21 protein-coding genes are annotated in these 19849 nt (G+C 68.1%); 8 read left to right on the top strand and 13 right to left on the bottom strand.

Annotation, left to right across the window (positions count from 1 at the left end):
- Nucleotides 1-36: 36 nt before the first annotated feature.
- Both lptC and CXY91_RS19240 read right to left on the bottom strand, forming a co-directional pair.
- On the bottom strand, nucleotides 37-717 hold the full coding sequence (lptC, locus tag CXY91_RS19245) for an LPS export ABC transporter periplasmic protein LptC (protein WP_100962844.1): 681 nt from the start codon (nucleotides 715-717) through the stop codon (nucleotides 37-39).
- Nucleotides 718-891: 174 nt separating this feature from the next.
- Nucleotides 892-1506: a ribonuclease D gene (locus CXY91_RS19240; protein WP_100962843.1), complete on the bottom strand. Its 615-nt coding sequence runs from the start codon at nucleotides 1504-1506 to the stop codon at nucleotides 892-894.
- Nucleotides 1507-1756: 250 nt separating this feature from the next.
- On the opposite strand from CXY91_RS19240, the gene CXY91_RS19235 reads away from it, so the two are divergent.
- The 3 genes from CXY91_RS19235 to CXY91_RS19225 all read left to right on the top strand — a co-directional run bounded on the left by CXY91_RS19235 (nucleotide 1757) and on the right by CXY91_RS19225 (nucleotide 4069).
- Entirely contained in the window at nucleotides 1757-2179 is a 423-nt protein-coding gene (locus tag CXY91_RS19235; RefSeq protein ID WP_091833609.1) for a DUF805 domain-containing protein, read from the top strand.
- A 32-nt stretch (nucleotides 2180-2211) separates the two neighbouring features.
- Nucleotides 2212-3414, top strand: coding sequence for a succinyl-diaminopimelate desuccinylase (gene dapE / locus CXY91_RS19230; protein WP_100962842.1), 1203 nt, complete (start codon nucleotides 2212-2214; stop codon nucleotides 3412-3414).
- A gap of 67 nt (nucleotides 3415-3481) precedes the next feature.
- Complete coding sequence (locus CXY91_RS19225) at nucleotides 3482-4069, top strand: hypothetical protein (protein WP_100962841.1); 588 nt, start codon at nucleotides 3482-3484, stop codon at nucleotides 4067-4069.
- Nucleotides 4070-4076: 7 nt separating this feature from the next.
- On the opposite strand, the gene truA is transcribed toward CXY91_RS19225, so the two are convergent.
- From truA to def, 3 genes are all read right to left on the bottom strand, one after another.
- Entirely contained in the window at nucleotides 4077-4814 is a 738-nt protein-coding gene (gene truA / locus CXY91_RS19220) for a tRNA pseudouridine(38-40) synthase TruA (RefSeq protein WP_100962840.1), read from the bottom strand.
- A 130-nt stretch (nucleotides 4815-4944) separates the two neighbouring features.
- Nucleotides 4945-5874 (bottom strand): methionyl-tRNA formyltransferase, encoded by a 930-nt coding sequence (gene fmt, locus CXY91_RS19215; protein WP_091833598.1) that lies wholly within the window; start codon nucleotides 5872-5874, stop codon nucleotides 4945-4947.
- A gap of 19 nt (nucleotides 5875-5893) precedes the next feature.
- On the bottom strand, nucleotides 5894-6427 hold the full coding sequence (def, locus tag CXY91_RS19210; RefSeq protein WP_100962839.1) for a peptide deformylase: 534 nt from the start codon (nucleotides 6425-6427) through the stop codon (nucleotides 5894-5896).
- A gap of 114 nt (nucleotides 6428-6541) precedes the next feature.
- On the opposite strand from def, the gene CXY91_RS19205 reads away from it, so the two are divergent.
- Both CXY91_RS19205 and CXY91_RS19200 read left to right on the top strand, forming a co-directional pair.
- Nucleotides 6542-7726: a DNA recombination protein RmuC gene (locus CXY91_RS19205; RefSeq protein ID WP_100962838.1), complete on the top strand. Its 1185-nt coding sequence runs from the start codon at nucleotides 6542-6544 to the stop codon at nucleotides 7724-7726.
- Nucleotides 7727-7821: 95 nt separating this feature from the next.
- On the top strand, nucleotides 7822-9063 hold the full coding sequence (locus CXY91_RS19200) for an MFS transporter (protein ID WP_100962837.1): 1242 nt from the start codon (nucleotides 7822-7824) through the stop codon (nucleotides 9061-9063).
- Here CXY91_RS19200 and CXY91_RS19195 read toward each other — a convergent pair whose 3' ends face one another.
- The 5 genes from CXY91_RS19195 to CXY91_RS19175 form a co-directional block, all read right to left on the bottom strand.
- Nucleotides 9064-9573 carry an OsmC family protein gene (locus CXY91_RS19195; protein WP_091833586.1) on the bottom strand — a complete coding sequence of 170 codons (510 nt, stop codon included), beginning with the start codon at nucleotides 9571-9573 and terminating at the stop codon, nucleotides 9064-9066. It abuts the gene before it with no gap.
- 45 nt (nucleotides 9574-9618) lie between these two features.
- Nucleotides 9619-10329 (bottom strand): ATP-binding cassette domain-containing protein, encoded by a 711-nt coding sequence (locus CXY91_RS19190; protein ID WP_158673498.1) that lies wholly within the window; start codon nucleotides 10327-10329, stop codon nucleotides 9619-9621.
- A gap of 161 nt (nucleotides 10330-10490) precedes the next feature.
- Nucleotides 10491-11273: an ABC transporter ATP-binding protein gene (locus tag CXY91_RS19185; RefSeq protein ID WP_100962835.1), complete on the bottom strand. Its 783-nt coding sequence runs from the start codon at nucleotides 11271-11273 to the stop codon at nucleotides 10491-10493.
- Nucleotides 11274-11280: 7 nt separating this feature from the next.
- Nucleotides 11281-12114 (bottom strand): ABC transporter permease, encoded by an 834-nt coding sequence (locus tag CXY91_RS19180; RefSeq protein WP_100962834.1) that lies wholly within the window; start codon nucleotides 12112-12114, stop codon nucleotides 11281-11283.
- Nucleotides 12115-12134: 20 nt separating this feature from the next.
- Nucleotides 12135-13109, bottom strand: coding sequence for an aliphatic sulfonate ABC transporter substrate-binding protein (locus CXY91_RS19175; protein ID WP_100962833.1), 975 nt, complete (start codon nucleotides 13107-13109; stop codon nucleotides 12135-12137).
- 327 nt (nucleotides 13110-13436) lie between these two features.
- On the opposite strand from CXY91_RS19175, the gene CXY91_RS19170 reads away from it, so the two are divergent.
- The 3 genes from CXY91_RS19170 to CXY91_RS19160 all read left to right on the top strand — a co-directional run bounded on the left by CXY91_RS19170 (nucleotide 13437) and on the right by CXY91_RS19160 (nucleotide 17558).
- The gene (locus tag CXY91_RS19170) at nucleotides 13437-16202 is read left to right on the top strand and encodes a [protein-PII] uridylyltransferase (RefSeq protein WP_465246880.1); all 2766 of its coding nucleotides are present in this window, start codon (nucleotides 13437-13439) and stop codon (nucleotides 16200-16202) included.
- A 96-nt stretch (nucleotides 16203-16298) separates the two neighbouring features.
- Entirely contained in the window at nucleotides 16299-16922 is a 624-nt protein-coding gene (gene grpE / locus CXY91_RS19165) for a nucleotide exchange factor GrpE (RefSeq protein WP_100962859.1), read from the top strand.
- Between the two features lie 3 nt (nucleotides 16923-16925).
- Entirely contained in the window at nucleotides 16926-17558 is a 633-nt protein-coding gene (locus tag CXY91_RS19160; RefSeq protein ID WP_100962831.1) for a trimeric intracellular cation channel family protein, read from the top strand.
- On the opposite strand, the gene CXY91_RS19155 is transcribed toward CXY91_RS19160, so the two are convergent.
- From CXY91_RS19155 to CXY91_RS19145, 3 genes are all read right to left on the bottom strand, one after another.
- A complete protein-coding gene (locus CXY91_RS19155) occupies nucleotides 17550-18173 on the bottom strand; it encodes an alpha-ketoglutarate-dependent dioxygenase AlkB family protein (RefSeq protein ID WP_199777509.1) in 624 nt (207 codons plus the stop codon). The two genes, CXY91_RS19160 and CXY91_RS19155, sit on opposite strands and share 9 nt — an antisense overlap.
- Complete coding sequence (dapB, locus tag CXY91_RS19150; RefSeq protein ID WP_100962858.1) at nucleotides 18173-18979, bottom strand: 4-hydroxy-tetrahydrodipicolinate reductase; 807 nt, start codon at nucleotides 18977-18979, stop codon at nucleotides 18173-18175. Before dapB ends, CXY91_RS19155 begins: the two co-directional genes overlap by 1 nt.
- 143 nt (nucleotides 18980-19122) lie before the next feature.
- On the bottom strand, nucleotides 19123-19849 hold a 727-nt coding region (locus CXY91_RS19145; RefSeq protein ID WP_100962829.1), incomplete at its 5' end, for a TIM44-like domain-containing protein.

Here is a 19849-nt window from a genome sequence, read left to right as displayed (position 1 = left end):
ACCTGTGGCTGACCTGCATGGCTGGATGCGATGATCTCACGGCTTGCCGGCCGGGCGAAGAGCTTCGAGATTGGGCGTGCTGCCTTCGCGCTCCGGGCCGGCCAGGCTGCGGGCCGGCGCGTTCTCGATCAGCACATGCACGCGCCCTTCGAAGGTGATGAGCGCGCCATTGTCCTTCACGTCAAGCGTATCGGCGTCAACCGTCGTCGTGCCGAGATTGACCTTCACCGGCTCGCGCGAGTTGACGGTTCCGGCCTTGAAATCGACGTCGGCGGTGCGCATGCGGACATCATAGCCCGAATCGGTGCGGATCTTCACGTCGTCGACCAGCTTCAGCGTCTCTTTCGTCTGGTCGAAAAGGCCGCTGCGGGCATTGATGTTGATCCAGCCTTCGGACTTCATCAGCACCCGCGCGACCATCTGCACGAGCTCGATCTGCGTGGGATTGCGGATGTCCTGCAGAGCCGATTCCGCCGTGACCTCGTAAGGACTGTTGTCCTTGCGATAGCCGGCGAGCTTTGGCGTTTCCATCACCACCTTGCCGCCCGACAGGCTGATCCCACCCAGCGAGAAATTGCCGGCATGGCGCAGCGGGTTGAGGAAAGGAACGATGATCAACCCCACCACAGCGACGATCGCCCCGATCGGAATCAGGCGCCGGAGCAGGCGCACGAGCGCGGAATGCCGGCGCGCAGCGCGGAAGGCGCTCTGCCGCATCTGCGCCCGAATCGCCGCCGGGCTGCGTGTTTCAGGAGTTGTGATCGCCAAGCTCATGCCCGCCCATTGCCAGCCACCGGCGGCTTTTTCATGTCGAACCGGCGCACGCCGACAATCAGCAGCGGCCGGTCCGGCGACCGCCAGACGGATGACCCTAGCCCAGATACATCAACTTTACGTATGCGCGAAGATGTCGACCTCTGGCCAACCGGCGAGATCAAGCTCGGCGCGCGCCGGCAGGAAGTCGAAGCAGGCCTTGGCGAGATGGCTGCGGCTCTCGCGCTCCAGCATCACATCGAGCTTCGCCTTCAGGGCATGCAGATGCAGCACGTCCGAGGCGGCATAGCCGAGCTGCGCCTCGGTCAGCGTATCGGCGCCCCAGTCCGAGGATTGCTGCTGTTTCGACAATTCGACCCCGAGGAGCTCGCGGACGAGGTCCTTCAGCCCGTGCCGATCCGTATAGGTGCGCACCAGCTTGGAGGCGATCTTGGTGCAATAGACCGGCGTGGTGACGACGCCGAACGCCTTCTCCAGGGCGGCGATGTCGAAGCGGGCGAAGTGGAACAGCTTCAGCACGCCGGGATCGGCGAGGATGCGGCAGAGATTGGCCGGCGCCGGGGCGCCCTTCGGGATCTGGACGACGTCGGCAGTGCCGTCGCCACGCGAAAGCTGCACCACGCAGAGCCGGTCGCGCTGCGGATTGAGGCCGAGCGTCTCGGTGTCGATCGCCAGGATCGGGCCCGGCTCGAACCCATCGGGAAGATCGCCGCGGTGCAGACGAATGGTCATGCCCAAAACCTCGCTCGGCGGCGCCGCGCGCCGCTCAGTCAACCTGCCATTCGCCCACCCGGCCGAATGGTTCGCTCTAGAAATCCGGAGAACGTTTCGCAGCTAGCGGCGCGCCCGGCAGCATTCAAGCTTTTTCTCTGCAGGCATTTTCTCTGGCGGCACAACCGGTTCGGAGGCATTAACCTTTTATTCACCATGTGCTTCATTCGGGCGCCCCGGCGTGCGAGGGTATCGGATCGGAGCTTGACACATGTCCGCAATCCGCCTGTTCACCGACCTCGATGGCCGCATCGGCCTGCGCCAGTTCTGGCTCGGCAGCATCGCGCTCGCACTCTGCCTGCTGGCGGTCCAGTGGGCTGCGCCGCAGGTCGCGGACAAATATGCCGCCGCCAAGATCGTCGCCTTCGCCAATGCCTTCGCTCTGTTCCCCTGGGCGGCGCTGGCAGCCAAGCGCGCCACCGACCGGGGCGGCTCGTCGCTGTTCGGCATCCTGCTGGTCTGCGCCATCGTGCTGCCGCGGGAAGTCCAGCCGCTGCTCGGCTATGCCTGGGCGCCCTCGCTGATCGCGATCTCGACGATGGCCTGGCTGGTCGCGCTGATCGACCTCGGCCTGATGCCGGGCGTCGGCCGCGACGCCCCGCTTGCGGAGCAAAGCGGGGCTGCCAGAGGCTAGCCAGGGTCACTGCTAGCCTCTAGACCGGCTCGATGAGCCAGCACACACCCACCTTACTCGAGTTTGACGCCACCGATCCGGTCGCCCTCACCCAGGCCCTGGTGCGCTGCGCCTCGGTGACACCGGCCGACGGCGGCGCGCTCGCGCTGCTCGATGCCGTGTTGAGCGCCGAAGGCTTCAGCGTCGAGCGACCGACTTTCTCGGAGCCTGGCATGCCGGACATCGAGAACCTCTATGCCCGCATCGGCAACGAGGGCCCGGTCTTCGTCATTGCCGGCCATACCGATGTCGTCCCGCCCGGCGACCTCGCCGCCTGGACGCATGATCCCTTTGCGGCGGACATCGAAGGCGGCGTGCTCTATGGCCGCGGCGCCTGCGACATGAAGGGCGGACTCGCCGCCATGACCTGCGCCGCGATCCGCTATCGCCGCGAGAACCCCGATGCGCCGGGCTCGATCGCCTTCCTCGTCACCGGCGACGAGGAAGGCCCCGCCGTCAACGGCACGGTCAAGCTGCTGGCCTGGGCCGACGCGCGCGGGGAGCGCTTCGACCATTGCCTCCTCGGCGAGCCGACCAATCCGGCGGCGATGAGCGATATGATCAAGATCGGCCGGCGCGGCTCGCTGACCGGCAAGCTCGCCGTGCAGGGCGTTCAGGGCCATGTCGGCTATCCGCACCTCGCCCAGAATCCGATCCGTGGCATGGTCCGCCTGCTGGCGGCGCTGGACGCAAGCCCGCTCGATGCCGGCACCGAGCATTTCGACCCGAGCAATCTCGAGGTGACGACGCTCGATGTCGGCAATCCCGCGACCAACGTCATCCCGGCGCAAGCGCGGGCCGTGTTCAACATCCGCTTCAACGACCTCTGGACGCCGGAGACGCTGGCGGCCGAGATCGAGCGCCGCCTGCGCGAGGCAGCCGGCAACACCGTGCGTTACGAGGTCAGCTTCGAACCGACCAACGCAGTCGCCTTCCTGACAAAGCCGGGACCGTTCGTGGCGATGGCCGCCGAGGCCGTCGAAGCCGAGACCGGCAAGCGCCCTGCCCTGTCCACGACGGGGGGCACTTCCGACGCCCGCTTCATCAAGGACTACTGCCCCGTGGTCGAATACGGCGTCGTCGGCCAGACCATGCACCAGGTCGACGAGCGGGTCGCCATCGCCGACCTCGTCGCGCTGGAGCGGATCACGCATCGTTTACTGACGAGCTATTTCGCTGCAGCGCAGCAGGCTTGACGGAACCGACCCTGACGCCCACAGTTTAGACGAAAGTCTAATGCCGTGACGTCCGGAGGGTTGGGCCATGAGGCTTGCTGCCGACGATGTGACGCGATCGCTCGCTGCCTCCTGGCGCCTGCTGCGGGCGGACGCGAAAGCCCTGCCCGATCTCGACCTGAGCCGCGACGGGTTCTGGCGCTCCTATCTCGCGCTGGTGCTGGTGGTGCCATCGATGATACCGGCGCTGGCGGCCGAGCGCACGCTCGTCGGCCTCTCCAACAGCGGCGGGTTGTTCGATGCACCGGGCCTGATCGCAGCCATCGTCACGGCGGAGATCCTGGCGATAATTGCGGTGCCGGCGCTGCTGGTCGGGCTCGCGCCCGGCCTCACCCGCAACCCCCGCTTCACCAGCTTCGTCATCGCCTGGAACTGGGCCGGCATCCTCTCGGCGGCGCTGATGGCGGTGCCGGCGACGGTGTTCGCGCTCGGCTGGTCGAACCCCGGCATCGCCGGCTTCCAGAGCCTCGCCTTCGCGGCGATCGTGCTGCGATTGCGCTATTGCGTCGCCAGGGCCACGTTCGGCGTGAAGAGCGGCGTCGCTGGCGCGATCGCCTGCGCCAGCGTGCTTGCCGATTACACGGTACTGAAGATTTTTGGGTTGGCCGGGTTCTGAGCCGGCCTCAGTAATCCACGCCGGCCAGATAGAGCCCGCAGGGCGGCGCCAGCGCGGCGCATTGCGAGCGGTCGCGTGCCGCCAGCACCTTGCCGACCTTGTTCTCCGGCCAGCGCCCCATGCCGACCATCTTCAGGCAACCGACCATGGAGCGGACCTGGTGATGCAGGAAGGAGCGGGCATGGACGTAAGCCACGATCTCGGCCCCCTCGCGCCGGCAATCGAACCGGTCGAGCGTGCGCATCGGGCCATTGGCCTGGCATTCGGCGGCGCGGAAGGTGGTGAAGTCGTGATGGCCTATCAGCGCCTTGGCGGCGCGATCCATCGCCTCATGGTCGAGCCTGACCGGGACGTGCCAGACCCGGTTCGCATCGAGCGCCGGCTGCGCGCGCCGATCGAGGATGCGGTAGATGTAGTAGCGCCGCGTCGCCGAGATGCGGGCATCGAAGGTTTCGGGCACCGCCTGCGCGCTCAGCACCGCCACCGGCAGGCGCTTCAGCCTCGCATTGCTGGCGTCGCGCACGACGTCGGTGCGCCACTCCTTGTCGAGATCGACATGGGCAACCTGATGGGTGGCGTGGACACCGGCATCGGTGCGCCCGGCGCAATGCAGGCGCACGGCATGACCGCAGAAGGCTTCGATCGCCTCCTCGACACTCTGTTGCACGGACGGCCCATTAAGCTGGCGCTGCCAGCCCGAGAAGGGCGTGCCGTCATATTCGATGACGAGCTTGTAACGGGGCATAGACTTATCCCAACGGCCAGTGACGCTGACGCGTCAGGCCGTTGATCCAATGTGAATTTCTCAAACGCAGCCTTCGGCTGTCGAAATCCACATACGGAATACCGGGAGCCATTTTCAATGCCTCCCGGTACTAGAGCTTCGCGCCCGCCGAGAGCCGCGCCCCGCGCAGGAACTCCTGGGCGCTCATCGGCCCCTTTCCGGCGCGCTGGACCTGGAGCAGCTTCACCGCCCCGACCGCGCAGGCGATGGTGCCCTCGTCGTCGAGCAGCGTGCCCGGCTCGGCCGCGCCGCCGGCGCGCGCGGTGCGCAAGAGCTTCAACCGCTCCGGTCCCTTGCCGAGATCGACCTCGACGAAGGCGCCGGGGAAGGGCGAGAGGCCGCGCACGACGTCGTGAACCTGCTGCGCCGGCCGGTTCCAGCTCAGCCTTGCCTCGTCATTGCCGATCTTGCTGGCATAGGTCACGCCCTCTTCCGCCTGCGACGTGAAGCGCAAGCCACCGCGGCTGAGCGCGGCCAGCGCCCGGACCATCAGGTCGGCGCCGAGGCCGGCGAGCCGGTCATGCATGTCGCCGGCCGTGGCGTTGCCGTCGATCGCAAGCCGCTCGACCATGGCGACCGGGCCGGTATCCAGCCCCTCCTCCATCTTCATGACGCAGACGCCGGTTTCAGCGTCGCCCGCCATGATGGCGCGCTGGATCGGTGCGGCGCCGCGCCAGCGCGGCAGCAGCGAAGCGTGCAGATTGAGGCAGCCGAGTTCCGGCGCCTCCAGGATCGCCCTGGGCAGGATCAGGCCATAGGCGACGACGACGGCGACGTCGGCCTCGTGCGAGGCCATGACCTCGGCCGCCTCGGCGGTCTTCAGCGTCTTCGGCGAGAACACCGGGATGCCGAAGCGCTCAGCCGTGACCTGGACCGGCGAGGGCCGCAGTTCCATGCCGCGCCCGGCCGGCGCGGGGGCGCGGGTATAGACGGAGACGACCTCGTGGCCCTGGCCGATGATCTCGGTCAAGGTGGGCACGGCGAAATCCGGCGTGCCCATGAAGATGACGCGCAAGCTCATAATGTTTCGCCCCGGCCGGTCAGGCCGCGCTCTCCCGTTTCGCCGCCTTGGCGAAGCGCTTGTTGACCCGGTCGCGCTTCAGCCGTGACAGATAGTCGATGAAGAGCACGCCGTTGAGATGGTCGATCTCGTGCTGCAGGCAGGTGGCGAGCAGGCCGTCAGCCTCGATCTCCTGCGCCTTGCCGTCGAGATCGCGATAGCTGACCTTGACGCGCGCCGGCCGCTCGACCTCCTCGTAATATTCGGGAATCGAGAGGCAACCTTCCTCATAGGAGCTCAGCTCCTCCGAGCGCCAGGTCACCTCGGGATTGATGAAGACCAGCGGCTCGCGCTTCTGTTCCTCGCCTTCTTCCGCCTTCTTCGAAACGTCGATGGTGACCAGCCGGACCGGCTCGCCGATCTGGATCGCGGCAAGACCGATTCCCGGCGCGTCGTACATCGTCTCCAGCATGTCGTCCGCCAGCTTGCGGATCTCCGGCGTGATGTCGTCGATCGGCGCGGAGACCTTGCGCAGGATCGAGTCGGGCAGGATGACGAGGGGGCGGATGGCCATAGGGCGCTCTGGGACGTTTTCAGGAGTTGCCGCGACATAAGCGCTTGTGACGAAACGGTCAAACTGTTCCGCTTATGTTCTAGATTTGCGGCCGGGATGGTGTAGGCTTGCGGCATGAACCAGATCGCCTTCGTCCTGCTGGAGCGTCCCGTGAGCTGGGCCGAAGCCGCCTTCGGCTTCGCCGGTCTGACGCTCCTCCTGCTTGTCCTGGCGCTGCTCTCGTCCTGGCGCGCGGCGCGCCGGCGCGAGATCGAGGCGGCGATGGCGGCCGAGCGCGCCCGTGAGATGGACGACAAGGTCGCCGAGATGAACCGGCAGCAGGCCGAACTCAGCGGCCGCATGCAGACCATGGCCGAGATCCTCTCGACCCGGCAGGGCGACCTTGCCCGGATCATGGCCGAACGGATGGACGGCCTGCGCCAGCAGGTCGGCGCCGGGCTGGAGCAGAATGTCCGTCAGACCAATGAGAGCCTCGGCAAGCTGCAGGAGCGCCTCGCCGTTATCGACAACGCTCAGAAGAACCTGACCGAGCTCACCGGCGAGGTGGTGACGCTGAAGGACGTGCTCGCCAACAAGCAGGCGCGCGGCGCCTATGGCCAGGGCCGGATGGAGGCGATCATCCGCGACGGGCTGCCGGCCGCCTTCTTCTCCTTCCAGCCGACGCTCTCGACCGGCAAGCGCCCGGACTGCCTGGTCACCCTGCCGGGCGACGGGCGCGGCCTCGTCATCGATGCCAAGTTTCCGCTGGAGAGCTTCACCATGCTGCGCGAGGCACGCGGCGAGGAGGCGAAAAAGCACGCGTCGGCACGGGTGCGCGCCGATGTCGGCCAGCACGTCAAGGACATCGCCGAGCGCTATTTCCTGCCGGGCGAGACGCAGGACATGGCGCTGCTCTTCGTGCCGTCGGAGGCGATTTACGCCGACCTGCACGAGCATTTCGACGACATCATCCAGAAGGCGCACCGGGCGCGGGTGATGATCGTCTCGCCCTCGCTGCTGGCGCTGGCGATCCAATTGATGCAGTCGCTGGTGCGCGATGCCCGCATGCGCGAGGAAGCGCAGGTGATCCAGGCCGAAGTCGGCAAGCTGCTCGACGATGTCCGCCGGCTCGGCGAACGCGTCGACAAGCTCGACAGCCATTTCCGCCAGGCGCAGGACGACGTCGCCCAGATCAGGACATCGGCCGGCAAGGTCACCGGCCGGGCCGAGCGGATCGGAGCGCTCGAATTCGACGACGCCAGCCCGAACGAGCCGCAGCTGCCCTTCGCCAAGGCGGTGAAGCTGAAGGCGGCGGAGTGACGCGGCGCGCCGCTATTCCTCCCGGTCGCCATGGCGAGATCAGATTCCGGCGTTGAGTTGCAGGCCTTCCCAGACTGCGCCGGAGGCCGTGACCCTTGCTCGTTCAGATCGGAACGCTCATCGCCGCGACGAGCCTCGTCCAGCTCGCCAACGGCTTCTTCAACACGTTCCTGTCGTTGCGGCTGACGAATGAGGGCTTCGGCCCAACACTCACCGGCATCGTGCTCAGCGCCTATTTCGTCGGCTTCACCATCGGCGCCGTCTGGTGCGGGCAGGTGATCCAGCGCATCGGCCATATCCGGGCTTATGCCGCCTTCGCCGGCATGGTCGTGGTCGGAACGTCGGCGATGCCGCTCTTCGTTTCGCCGGTGGGCTGGATCGCGTGCCGGATGGCGATCGGCCTGGGCTGCGTCGGCCTTTTCATCACCACCGAGAGCTGGCTCAACGCCAAGGCTCCGCCCGATCAGCGCGGCCGCACCTTCTCGATCTATATGGTCGGCACCTTCCTGGCGCTGGCGGCGGGCCAATTGCTGATCGGCAAGCTCCCGGTCGAGACCGCCACCCCGTTCAACATCATCGTCGCGCTGTTCGCGCTGGCGCTGGTGATGGTCAGCACGACCCGCGCGGAGGCGCCGACGCTGCCAGCGGAGGCCTCGCTGCCCTATGGCGAGCTGACACGGCAGGCGCCGATCTCGGTGATCGGTTGCGTCATCGCCGGCATGATCAGCAGCGCCTTCTATGCGCTGTTCCCGGCCTGGATGGCGCGCAATGCCATCCCGCAGGAGACGATCGCGCTGTTCATGCTGGTCGCGGTGCTCGGCGGCTTCGCCTTCCAGGTCCCGGTCGGCCGCCTCTCCGATCGCGGCGACCGCCGCATCGTGCTGGCGGGACTGGCGCTCGGCTTCTCGGTGGCTGCCGTCGCGCTCGATCTCGTACCGCGCCATCTCGGCGCGGTGCTGCCGGTCGCCGCCCTGCTCGGGGGCTTCATGTCGACGCTCTATCCGGTCTGCGTCGCCCATGCGCTCGACCGTATGCCGCAGGACCGCGTCGTCGCCGTCAGCGGCCGGCTGATCCTGGTCAGCGGCATCGGCTCGGCGCTCGGCCCGCTGCTTGGCGCCCAGGTGATGGCGCGGCTCGACATCAACGGGCTGCTCTATTTCATGGCTGCGATCAGCGCGCTGCTCGCAGCCATGGCGGCACTGCGCATCCGCCAGCGCGCCGCGCCCGAACAGATGTCGGAGCGCCCCTTCGCGATCATTGACCCGATGACGGCGCCGATTTCGCAGGAACCGGAAGCGACGGAGGCGGATGGATCGCCGCGCCCGCTGCCGGCCTGATCAGGCCCGCGCGAGATTCGCCGAGAGCTCCGGCTTCACATTGAGCGTCTGGAAGACGACGCAGTAGCGCTCGGTCAGCTTGAGCAGCGTGTCGAGCTTGTCCTGAGGCGCATCGGTTTCGACATCGAAGGACAGGCGGATCGCCTTGAAGCCGACCGCGGCGTCCTTGGCGACGCCGAGCGTGCCGCGGAAGTCGAGATCGCCCTCGGCCCGGACCGTGCCCTTCTTCAATTCGATCTCGAGCGCGGTCGCGACCGCCTTCAGCGTGACGCCGGCGCAGGCGACCAGCGCCTCGAGCAGCATGTCGCCGGAGCAGAGCTCGGCGCCGGAGCCGCCGGTGGCAGGATGGAGGCCGGCAAGCGCAATCGCCCGGCCGGTTTCGACCTTGCAGGCGATGTGCTGGTCGTCGAGTTCGCCTTTTGCTTTCAGCGTGATCACCGCCGCATCGGGCGCCTCACGATACTTGTCCTTGAGCGGAGCCTGCAGAGCGCGCAGCGCGGTGACGTCCATGATCGTGATCCCTGGCAGAAACGGTTCGCGGCCTGTCTAGCCGGTTCAGGCCGCTGCCTCCACCTCCGGCGCGGCATGCCGGACTTCCTTGTCGAGCGCCCGGCGCAATTCGCGGCGCAGGGCGACGAAGCCGACCGAACCCTCCTCGCGCGGGCGGGCGAGCAGGTTGTCGAGGCTGAAGGCGACCGGGCCCGGCTGCTGCGGCAGGACGAGGATGCGGTCGGCGAGGCGCAGGGCATCCTCGACCGAGCCGGTGGCGATGACGACGGCCGGACGCCCCTGCGTACAGAGTTCAGGCAGGAAGGCCGCGAGCCGGTTGCGCGCCTCGGTGTCGAGCGTTGCGAAGGGCTCGTCGATCAGCAGCAGGCGCGGCCTCACCAGCAGCAGGCGGGCAATGGCGAGCCGCAGCAGCTCCTCCGGCGAGAGCGTCCCGGGCCGCTGCGTCGCCTGCGCAGCAAGACCGACGCGGACCAGCACGTTGGCGATCAGGCCCTCGCGCTCGAACGGTGTGGCTTTGGGCAAGGCAAAGGCGAGGTTCTCGGCGAGATCGAGCCAAGGGAAGAAGCGCGGCCAGGCACAGAGCAGGCCGATCCCGGCAGTCGGCACCGTTCCTTCGTCAGCCCTCAGGCCGGCGAACCCACGCAGTGCCAGCGCGCGCACCTCGGGAGTGCCGAGCAGCGCGACGACCTCGCCCGCAGCGGGACGTGACAGGGCGTGATCGTGAGAACGGGGAAGATCGTGAAGATCGGCCGACATAACTGGCTCCATCCATAGACAAGGCGGAAGGAGCACCGACGGCCGTGCGGCCGTCCCGTCGTCCCGCGCTTTAGCTGCATTTGTTTCGCGCCCGCAAGCTGAGGCTCAAATCGGCGCGTGTCCTTTCATAAGGTCTGAGCGTCCGTTTTGTCAAACGGTCGCTACCACCACATGCCGGCGCTCTCGGCCGCCTTGTGCTGGCGCGGCTCGCTGTCGGTAAGCGAGCGGTCAAGCGTGCGCAGCGCCTCGCGCTTGGTCGCCTCGAAGGCCGGCGAGAGCCGGTCGCGCGGGCGGGCCAGCGGATTGTCGAGCTCGTCGAAGATCCGGCCGGGCCTGGGCTGCATCACCACGATGCGGTCAGCCAGCGTTACGGCTTCCTCGACATCGTGGGTGACCATCACCACGGTCGGCCGGCCCTCCTCCCAGAGCGCGAGGAGATGGCCGTGCAGGCTGGCGCGCGTGGTGGCGTCGAGCGCCGAGAAGGGCTCGTCCATCAGGAGCAGCTTGGGGCGGGTGACGAGGGCGCGGGCGATGGCGACGCGCTGCTGCTGGCCGCCGGAGAGCTCGCGTGGCCAGCGCGCCTCATAGCCGGCGAGGCCGACGCGGGCGAGCGCCCCGGTGACGAGGCGGTCACGCTCCGCCGCAGGCAGATGGCTGAGGCCGAAGCCGGCATTGGCGGCGACCGAGAGCCAAGGCAGCAAGCGCGGCTCCTGGAAGATCACGCCGACATCGGCCCGCGGCTCGGCGATGGCGGCGCCGTCGAGCAGGATGCGGCCTTCGCTCGGCCGGTCGAGCCCGGCGACGAGGCGCAGCAGGGTGGTCTTGCCGCACCCTGAGCCGCCGACCAGCGCCAGGATCTCGCCGGCGGCAACGGAGATGTCGATCGCGGAGAGCGCGCGGGTGCCGTCGGCATAGGTCTTGGAGAGCTGATCGAAGGCCAGCATCGCGCCCTCAGAGCCTGTCCCTGGCAGTGTCCTGCCAGGCGAGGAAGGGGCGCGTCAGCGCGAGCAGGAGCCCATCGGCGAGCTTGCCGAGCACGGCGAAGGCGATGATCGCGGCGATGATCGTGTCGGGGCGGCCGAGCTGCTGGCCGTCGACCAGCAGATAGCCGAGGCCCTCACTCGCGCCCATGATCTCGGCGGCGACGACGAACATGAAGCCGAGGCCGAGGCCGCCGCGCAGCGCCGTGAACCAGTCGGGCAGGATCGCCGGCAGCAGTACGCGGCGGACCATCGCGAGCCGGCCGAGGCGAAAGACGCGGCCGACCTCGACGATCTTGCGGTCGATCGAGAGAATGGCGGCGGCGACGCCGAGATAGACCGGGAAGAAGACGCCAACCGCGATGAGCGCCACCTTCGAGGCCTCGAAGATCCCGAACCACAGGATGAACAGCGGCACCCAGGCGATCGAGGGGATGGCGCGCAGGGCCTGCAAGGTCGGGTCGAGCAGGCCGCGGGCCAATGGCAGGGCACCTGTCAGCGCGCCGAGCGCGGTGCCGACGGCAGCGCCGATGCCGAAGCCGGCCGCGACGCGCCAGAGCGTCGCGGCGGCATGGGTCCAGAGCTCGCCGCTGACGGCGAGCTGCCAGAGCGTTTTGCCGACCACGCTGGGCGGCGGCATCAGCCGGCCATTGGCAAGGCCGGCCCGGACGAGGATCTCCCAGATGATCGCGAGGACGACCGGCAGCAGGAAGCCGGCGAGCCGCAGGCCAACGCGAGAAGCCGGCCGAGCAGGAGGCGCGGCCGGCTTCTCGTCGATGGCGTCTGCGATCTCGATCGAACTCATTGCGACGGGATCATGCCCGCTCAGTTGGTCGCGGCAAAGCGCTTGTCGATCAGCGCGTCGACTGTTGCCTTGACATCGGCGGTCGCCGGCAGGACGCCAGCCTGCTGCAAAGCGAGGCCCGCGGCGAGAATGGTCTCGGCCTGCGCCGGACCGATCGTGCTGTGGGTCAATTCGGTGCGGGTGAGCTGGCGCTCGATCACCGCGTCGGAGAGCTTGGTCGCCTCGACCAGCGCCTTCCGGACCTCGGCCGGATTGGCGAGTGCGATCGCGCGCGCCTCCTCATAGGCTTTCAGCACCTTGCGGACGAGATCTGGATTCTTCTCGGCGAACTCCTCGCGGACGTTGAGCACGCCCCAGGTGTTGTCGGCCGCCTTGCGGTAGAACAGCTGGGCGCCGGCTTCGACCTCGGCGGCGGCCATCATCGGGTCGAGCCCGGCCCAGGCCTCGACATCGCCGCGCTCCAAAGCGAGCCGGCCGTCGGCATGCTGCAGCAGCACGAGCTTGACGTCCTTCTCGGTCAGGCCCGCCTCGGCGAGCGAGCGGACAAGGAAGATGTGCGGATCGGTGCCGCGGGTGACGGCGACCCGCTTGCCCTTGAGGTCGGCGACCTTGGTGATCTCGCTCTTGGCGCCGGTGACGAGCGCGGTCCATTCCGGCCGGGAATAGACATAGATCGACTTGATCGGATTGCCGTTGATCTTGCCGATCAGCGCGGCGGCGCCGGCGGTCGAGCCGAAATCGAGCGAGCCGGCATTGAGGAATTCGAGCGCCTTGTTCGAGCCGGCCGAGAGCACCCAGCGCACCTTGATGCCATCGGCCTCGAGTGCCTTCTCGAGGATGCCGCGATCCTTCAGCAGCAGGCTGACCGGGTTGTAGGTGGCGTAATCGACGCGGATCTCCTTCGGCGCCTGCGCCTGCGCACTGCCAAAGGCGAGCGACGCTGCGGCAAGGCCGGCGAGCACGGCGCGGCGGGTGAGAGCTGAAACGGTCGGCATGGCGTTTCCCTTCGGTCGATCTTGCGCGAAGGGGAGGAGGACATCAGCCTCCAGCGCCCCCGCTTTAGCTGCACTTGTTTCGCGCCCGCAAGCTGCTGGCTCAAATCGGCGCGTGTCCGATTGATAGGTTCGATCGTTCTCTATGTCAAACAAAACGTAGAACGGCGTGATATCGATAATTTCACATTATATACTTGTTTAATTATGTTTCCGCGCCCGCCCTCGTTCGTGCTAGGGATCGGCTGCCGCCGCGTTGCCGAAAGTCTCGAAGAGCCTCGTTCAGTGCCGCCCTCCCCCGACAAGCCAGCACCCCGCCTCGCCGAATTCATCGACAATCCCCTGGCTGCGGTCGGCAAGCTGGCGCGACAGTTCAACGAGGGCGATCGCGATAGCCTGCGCGGTGCGCTGGTCGATGCACTGCGCGACAATCTCGAGGAAGGTCGCCAGTCAGCCCGCGAGAGTCTAGCCAAATCCCGCAACGGTCTCTCTTGTGCCAAGCGGCTCTCCAGCGTGATGGACAGCATCGTCGCCAGCCTGCATGTCGCGGCGACACGGCATTTCTACCCGGTCGAGAACCCGTCCGCCGGAGAGCGCATCGCCGTCGTCGCGGTCGGCGGCTATGGCCGCGGCACGCTGGCGCCGGGCTCGGATGTCGATCTGCTCTTTCTTTTCCCCGACAAGCAGACCGCCTGGGGCGAGAGCGTGGTCGAGGCGATGCTCTACCCGCTCTGGGACCTGAAGCTGAAGGTCGGCCATTCCGTGCGCTCGGTCGACGACTGCATCCGCGAGGGCCGGGCCGACATGACGATCCGCACCGCGCTGCTGGAGGCCCGCCTGATCTGCGGCGATGCGGCGCTGTTCGCCGATCTGCAGCGGCGCTACGGCGCCGAGATCGCCGAGGGCACGGCGCCGGCCTTCACCGAGGCCAAGCTCGCCGAGCGCGAGACCCGCGTCGCGCGCGCCGGCTCGTCGCGCTACCTGGTCGAGCCCAACGTCAAGGACGGCAAGGGCGGCCTGCGCGACCTCAACACGCTGTTCTGGATCGCCAAATATTCCTATCGCGTCGACGATCCGGCCGAGCTGGTCGAGGCCGGGCTGTTCGATGCGCGCGAATTCGCGATGTTCCAGCGCTCGGAGGAATTCCTCTGGCGGGTGCGCTGCTGGATGCATTTCATCACCGGGCGAGCAGAGGAGCGGCTCTCCTTCGACCTGCAGCGCCAGGTCGCAGCCGCGATCGGCTATGCCGGCCGCAGCGGCCAGGCCCCGGTCGAGCGCTTCATGAAGGCCTATTTTCTCGTCGCCAAGGATGTCGGCGACCTCACCGCGATCGTCTGCGCCGCGCTGGAGGCGCGCCAGCAGAAGCCGCGCGCCAGCCTGACCAGCCTGATCGGCTCCTTCACCAAGCGCCGGCGCGTGCGCGCGCTCGGCCATCCCGACTTCACCCTGCGAGGCCAACGCCTCGCCGTGATCGACGACGACGCCTTCAAGCGCGACCCCGTCAATCTTCTGCGGCTCTACGAGATCGCCAGCCGTGACGACCTCGCCATCCATCCCGACACCAGCCGGCTGGTGACGCAGTCGCTGCGCCTCGTCACGCCGCAATTGCGGCAGGACCGCGAGGCGAACCGCATCTTCCTGGAGATCCTGACGGCGCGGCGCTCGCCCGAGCCGGTGCTGCGGCGGATGAACGAGTCCGGCCTGCTCGGCCGCTTCATCCCGGATTTCGGCCGCGTCGTCGCGATGATGCAGTTCAACATGTATCATCACTATACGGTCGACGAGCACCTGCTCCGCTCGATCGGCATCCTCGCCGAGATCGACGGCGGCAAGCTCGAAGCCGAGCACCCCCTGGCGAACTCGATTTTCGCGACCATCACCAACCGGCGCGCCCTCTATGTCGCGCTGTTCCTGCACGATATCGCCAAGGGCCGGCCGGAGGACCATTCGGTCGCCGGCGCCCGCATCGCCCGCAAGCTCTGCCCGCGGCTCGGCCTGACCGAGGCGCAAACCGAGACCGTGGTCTGGCTGATCGAGAACCATCTGGTGATGTCCACGATCGCCCAGAGCCGCGACCTCGGCGACCCCAAGACGATCGAGAGCTTCGCGGCAATCGTGCAGACGCTGGAGCGGCTGAAGCTGCTGCTGGTGCTGACCGTCGCCGATATCAAGGCGGTCGGCCCCGGCGTCTGGAACGGCTGGAAGGGCCAGCTCTTGCGCACGCTCTACTACGAGACCGAGGTCGTGCTTGCCGGCGGCCATTCCGGCATCGAGCGCAAGGCCAGGGTCGAGCGCAAGCAGCAGGCGCTGGAGGCGCGCCTCGCCGATTGGACGGAAGAGGAGCGGGCCGCCTATCTCGCCCGGCATTATCCGGCCTACTGGCTCAAGGTCGAGCCCGAGCGGCAGGAGCAGCATGCCCGCTTCCTGCGCGAGGCGGAGGTTGCCGGCCGCACCACGGCGACGCGGGTCGAGACCGACCAGTTCCGCGGCGTGACCGAGCTCACCGTGCTGGCGCCCGACCATCCGCGCCTGCTTGCCATCGTCACCGGGGCCTGCGCTGCGGCGGGCGGCAACATCGTCGACGCACAGATCTTCACCACCACCGACGGGCTGGTGCTCGACACCATCTTCGTCTCGCGCGCCTTCGAGCGCGACGACGATGAGCTGCGCCGGGCCGAGCGGATCGCGGCGGCAATCGAGCGCGCGCTCAAGGGCGAGATCAAGATCGCCGACCTCGTCGCCCAGCGCCGCGCACCCCCGCCACGCGGCGGCACCTTCCAGGTCGCGCCCGAGGTCATCATCGACAACGTCCTGTCGTCGCGGCACACGGTGCTGGAGGTCTCCGGCCTCGACCGGCCCGGCCTGCTCTACGACCTCACCACCGCGATCGGGAAGCTCAACCTCAACATCGCCTCGGCCCATATCGCGACCTTCGGCGAGAAGGCGGTCGACGTGTTCTACGTCACCGACCTGACCGGGGCGAAGATCACTTCGACCGGCCGGCAGCTGGTGATCCGCCAGGCGTTGCTCGCGGTGTTCACTCTGGAGCTCGACAAGCAGGCCTCCGGCAAGGCCAAGGCCATGGCTCGTGCTTGATTTCGCCCGGCCGAAGCCCGATATCGGCGACGAAGCCAGTGCGGCTCACAGCCGGCGCTGCAACGATACATGACGCTCAACGATTGGGATGATGGAATGACGCAGAACCCTGCGAAGGACGATCCGAAGCCGGAAACCGAGAATCAGGACGCAACCGAGGCCAAGGCGAACGAGGCCCAGACGCCCGACCCGGCAGCCCTGATCGAAGCCGAGCGCGACGACCTCAAGGACAAGCTGCTGCGCACCCTGGCCGAAATGGAGAATCTGCGCCGTCGCACCGAGCGCGAGATCTCCGACGCCAAGGCCTATGCGGTGACGAGCTTCGCCCGCGACCTGCTCGGCTCGGCCGACAATCTGCGCCGCGCGCTTGAGAGCGTGCCGGAGACGAGCCAGGCCGCGACCGACAATGGCCTGAAAGCCTTGGTCGAGGGCGTCGAGCTGACCGAGCGCGAACTCCTGAAGACGCTCGAGCGTCACGGCGTGCGCAAGATCGATCCGCAAGGCGAGAAGTTCGACCCGAACCTGCACCAGGCGATGTTCGAGGCGCCTGACGCCGGCATCGCCAAGGGCCTCGTCTCGAAGGTTGTGCAGACCGGCTACAAGATCGGCGAGCGGGTGCTGCGCCCGGCACTGGTCGGCGTCTCCGCCGGCGCGCCGAAGCCTGCCGTCAACGGTTCGGAGAACCCGGCTGCCGATGCCGGCGACAAGCCGGCGAACTGACAGGTGCTCGAATCTGCGGGTGTCGTCGTCTTCGCCCTGACCGGGGCGCTGGTCGCCGCCCGCAAGCGGATGGACCCTTTCGGGTTCATCCTGCTCGCCACCGTCACCGGTGTCGGTGGCGGCACCTTGCGCGACCTCCTGCTCGACCGGCGCGTCTTCTGGATCGAGGCGCCGTCCGACGTTCTGCTCTGCTCAGCCGTCGCCCTGGCGGCCTGGGCGATTGCGTATTTCAAGCCCGGGACACTCGATGGCTGGGGCGCCAAGCGCCTGCTGATCTGGGCGGACGCGGCCGGCCTGGCGCTCTTCGCCGTGATCGGCGCGCAGAAGGGCCTGGCCGCCGGCGTCCCGATCCCCTCCGCAATCGCTTTCGGCGCGATGACCGCGACCTTCGGCGGCATCATCCGCGACATCCTCGCCGGTGACCGGCCGATGGTGCTGTGGAGTCGCGACTTCTACGTCACTGCTGCCGCCGCCGGCGCCGGCGCGACGGTCGCCCTGGCGCAAATGGGCTTTGCTCCGCTGCTCGTCATGCTGGGCGGGCTCGCTGCCGGCTTCGGCCTGCGGGCCGGCTCGCTCCTGTTCGGCTGGTCCTTCCCGAAACTGCCGGGCGACGATGCGCCCAAGCCTTCAGACTGAGGGCTTCGTCACACGCCGCAGGGTCAGGTTGATCCGCCCCGGCTGCGGCAGCAGGCTCGACGAGCCCGCAAGGATGCGGTCGATGCCGTGAAAGGCGAGCCGCGCCTGCCCGCCGAAGGCGAGCGCATCGCCCGAGGCCAGCTTCAGCGAGACCGTCCTGCCACCACGGCTGGTGCCGCCGATGCGGAAGACGGCGGTGTCGCCGAGCGAGAGCGACAGCACCGGCGCGTCGAACTCCTGTTCATCACGGTCCTGATGCAGGCCCATCTTCGCGGTCGGCTCGTAGAAATTGACGAGACAGGCCTCGGGCTCGTGCGGATAGCCCGCGAGTTCCTGCCAGGCGCGCAGCAACCGGGTCGGGATCGGGGGCCAGGGCGCGTCGGTCTCGGGATGCAACGGCTGGTAGCGATAGCCGCGCTCATCCGAGACCCAGCCGAGCGAACCGCAGTTCGTCATCTTGACGGAGAACGGCTTTCCGGTCTTCGGCATGCGCGGCACATAGAATGGCGCCTGCCGCGCCGCCTCGCGCAGTTCGGCGACCAGCGCCGCCTGCTCGGCCGGATCGAGATAACCGGGCCAATGTGTCACGCCAGGCGAGACGGCGAGCGCGGTCATCAGAATTTGTCGAGGCCGAGCACATCGGCCATCGAATAGAGCCCGGGCTTGCGGCCGCGGCCCCAGAGCGCCGCCTTGACCGCGCCCTGCGCGAACAGGCTGCGATCCTCGGCGACATGGGCGAGCTCGAGCCGCTCGCCGGCACCGGCGAAGATCACCTTGTGGTCGCCGACGACGGTGCCGCCGCGCAGGGCGGCAAAGCCGATCGTGCCGGGCTGGCGGGCGCCGACCTGGCCGTCGCGCACTGCGACGCGGGCTTCGGCGAGTTCGACGGCGCGGCCCTCTGCCGCCGCTTCGCCGAGCAGAACGGCCGTGCCCGAGGGCGCATCGACCTTCATGCGATGGTGCATCTCGACGATCTCGATGTCCCAGTCGGTGCCGAGCGTCGCCGCGACCTTGCGCACCAGCGCCGCCAGCAGGTTGACGCCGAGGCTCATATTGCCGGAGCGGATGATCGCGGCATGGCGCGAGGCAGCCTCCAGCTTCGCCAGATGCTGCGGCTCCATGCCGGTGGTGCCGGCGACATGGACGATGCGGGCCTGGGCAGCGAGGCCGGCGAAGGCGACGGTCGCCTCAGGCATGGTGAAGTCGAGCACGCCCTCGGCCTCGACGAAGGCGGCGAGCGCGTCGTCGCTGACCAGGACACCGCTGGCGGGCAGGCCGGCCAGCACCGCCGCATCCTGGCCGAGCGCGGGCGAGCCCGTCCGCTCGATCGCGGCAGAGAGCATGCAGCCAGGCGTATCGTGAATCGCTTTCACCAGCGTACGGCCCATCCGCCCGGCGGCGCCGACGACGACGAGACGCATGTCGCTCATGGTTGAACGCTCCAGATAGCCAAGGCACGCCGACTACCGGCGCTAGACTTGCCTATAGGGCGCTTCGCCCGTCGCTGAAACGAAAAACGGCCGGGCAAAGCCCGGCCGTCCAGAATTCGGATGTCGCCGCCGGCTTACTCGACCGGCTGGATCGCCGCGACCTTCCACTCGCCGCCGCGCGAGCGCACGAAGGTCCAGTGCTCGGTGACCTCGCGCGGGATCGTGGCATGGCCCTCGACCACCTTGCCGCCATTGCGCTCGACCATGGCGGTGAGCAGGCTGAAGCGCATCGCGACGGTGGCGTACTCATAGCCGTCCTCGCGCCAGGATTCGGCGAGGTCGCCCTGCAGCAGCTTGACCTCGGCGGCCTTCTCGATGAGGCCCTTGCGGGCGTTGTCGGCGAATTCTTCCTCGAGGGCGCCGGAGATCTCGGGCGTCGTGATCTGGCGCAGGCGCGCGATGTTCTCATCGGAGATCGCAGCCTGGACCTCGGTGAGCAGGCGCTCGAACGTGCCGTAGTCGGCGCCCTGCAGCTCGAACTCGACCGGCTTGGCGGCAGAAGCCGTGGCAGCGCCACCGCCGAGACCACCCATGGCGGGCGCGGCCGGCTGCGGCTGATAGGCCTCGCGGCTCAGCGGCCCACCGGCGCTGGCGAGCTGCGGCTCGCTGCGGCGACGGAACAGGCGCAGCGCCAGCCAGATGAGTCCGCCGATCAGCGCAACCTGGAAGAGCAGGCCAAGGAAGCCGGCGATGCCGCCGAAACCGGAGCCCGAGAGCAGGCCGAACAGGCCGGCACCCAGCAAGCCGCCGGCAACGCCCATCATCAGGCTGCGCGCCATGGACGGGCGGGCCGCCTGCGCG

The sequence above is a fragment of the Allobosea sp. FBZP-16 genome (assembly GCF_002831785.1).
GTDB classification, from domain to species: Bacteria; Pseudomonadota; Alphaproteobacteria; order Rhizobiales; family Beijerinckiaceae; genus Allobosea; species Allobosea lupini.
This window is presented reverse-complemented; position numbering and strand designations above follow the sequence as displayed.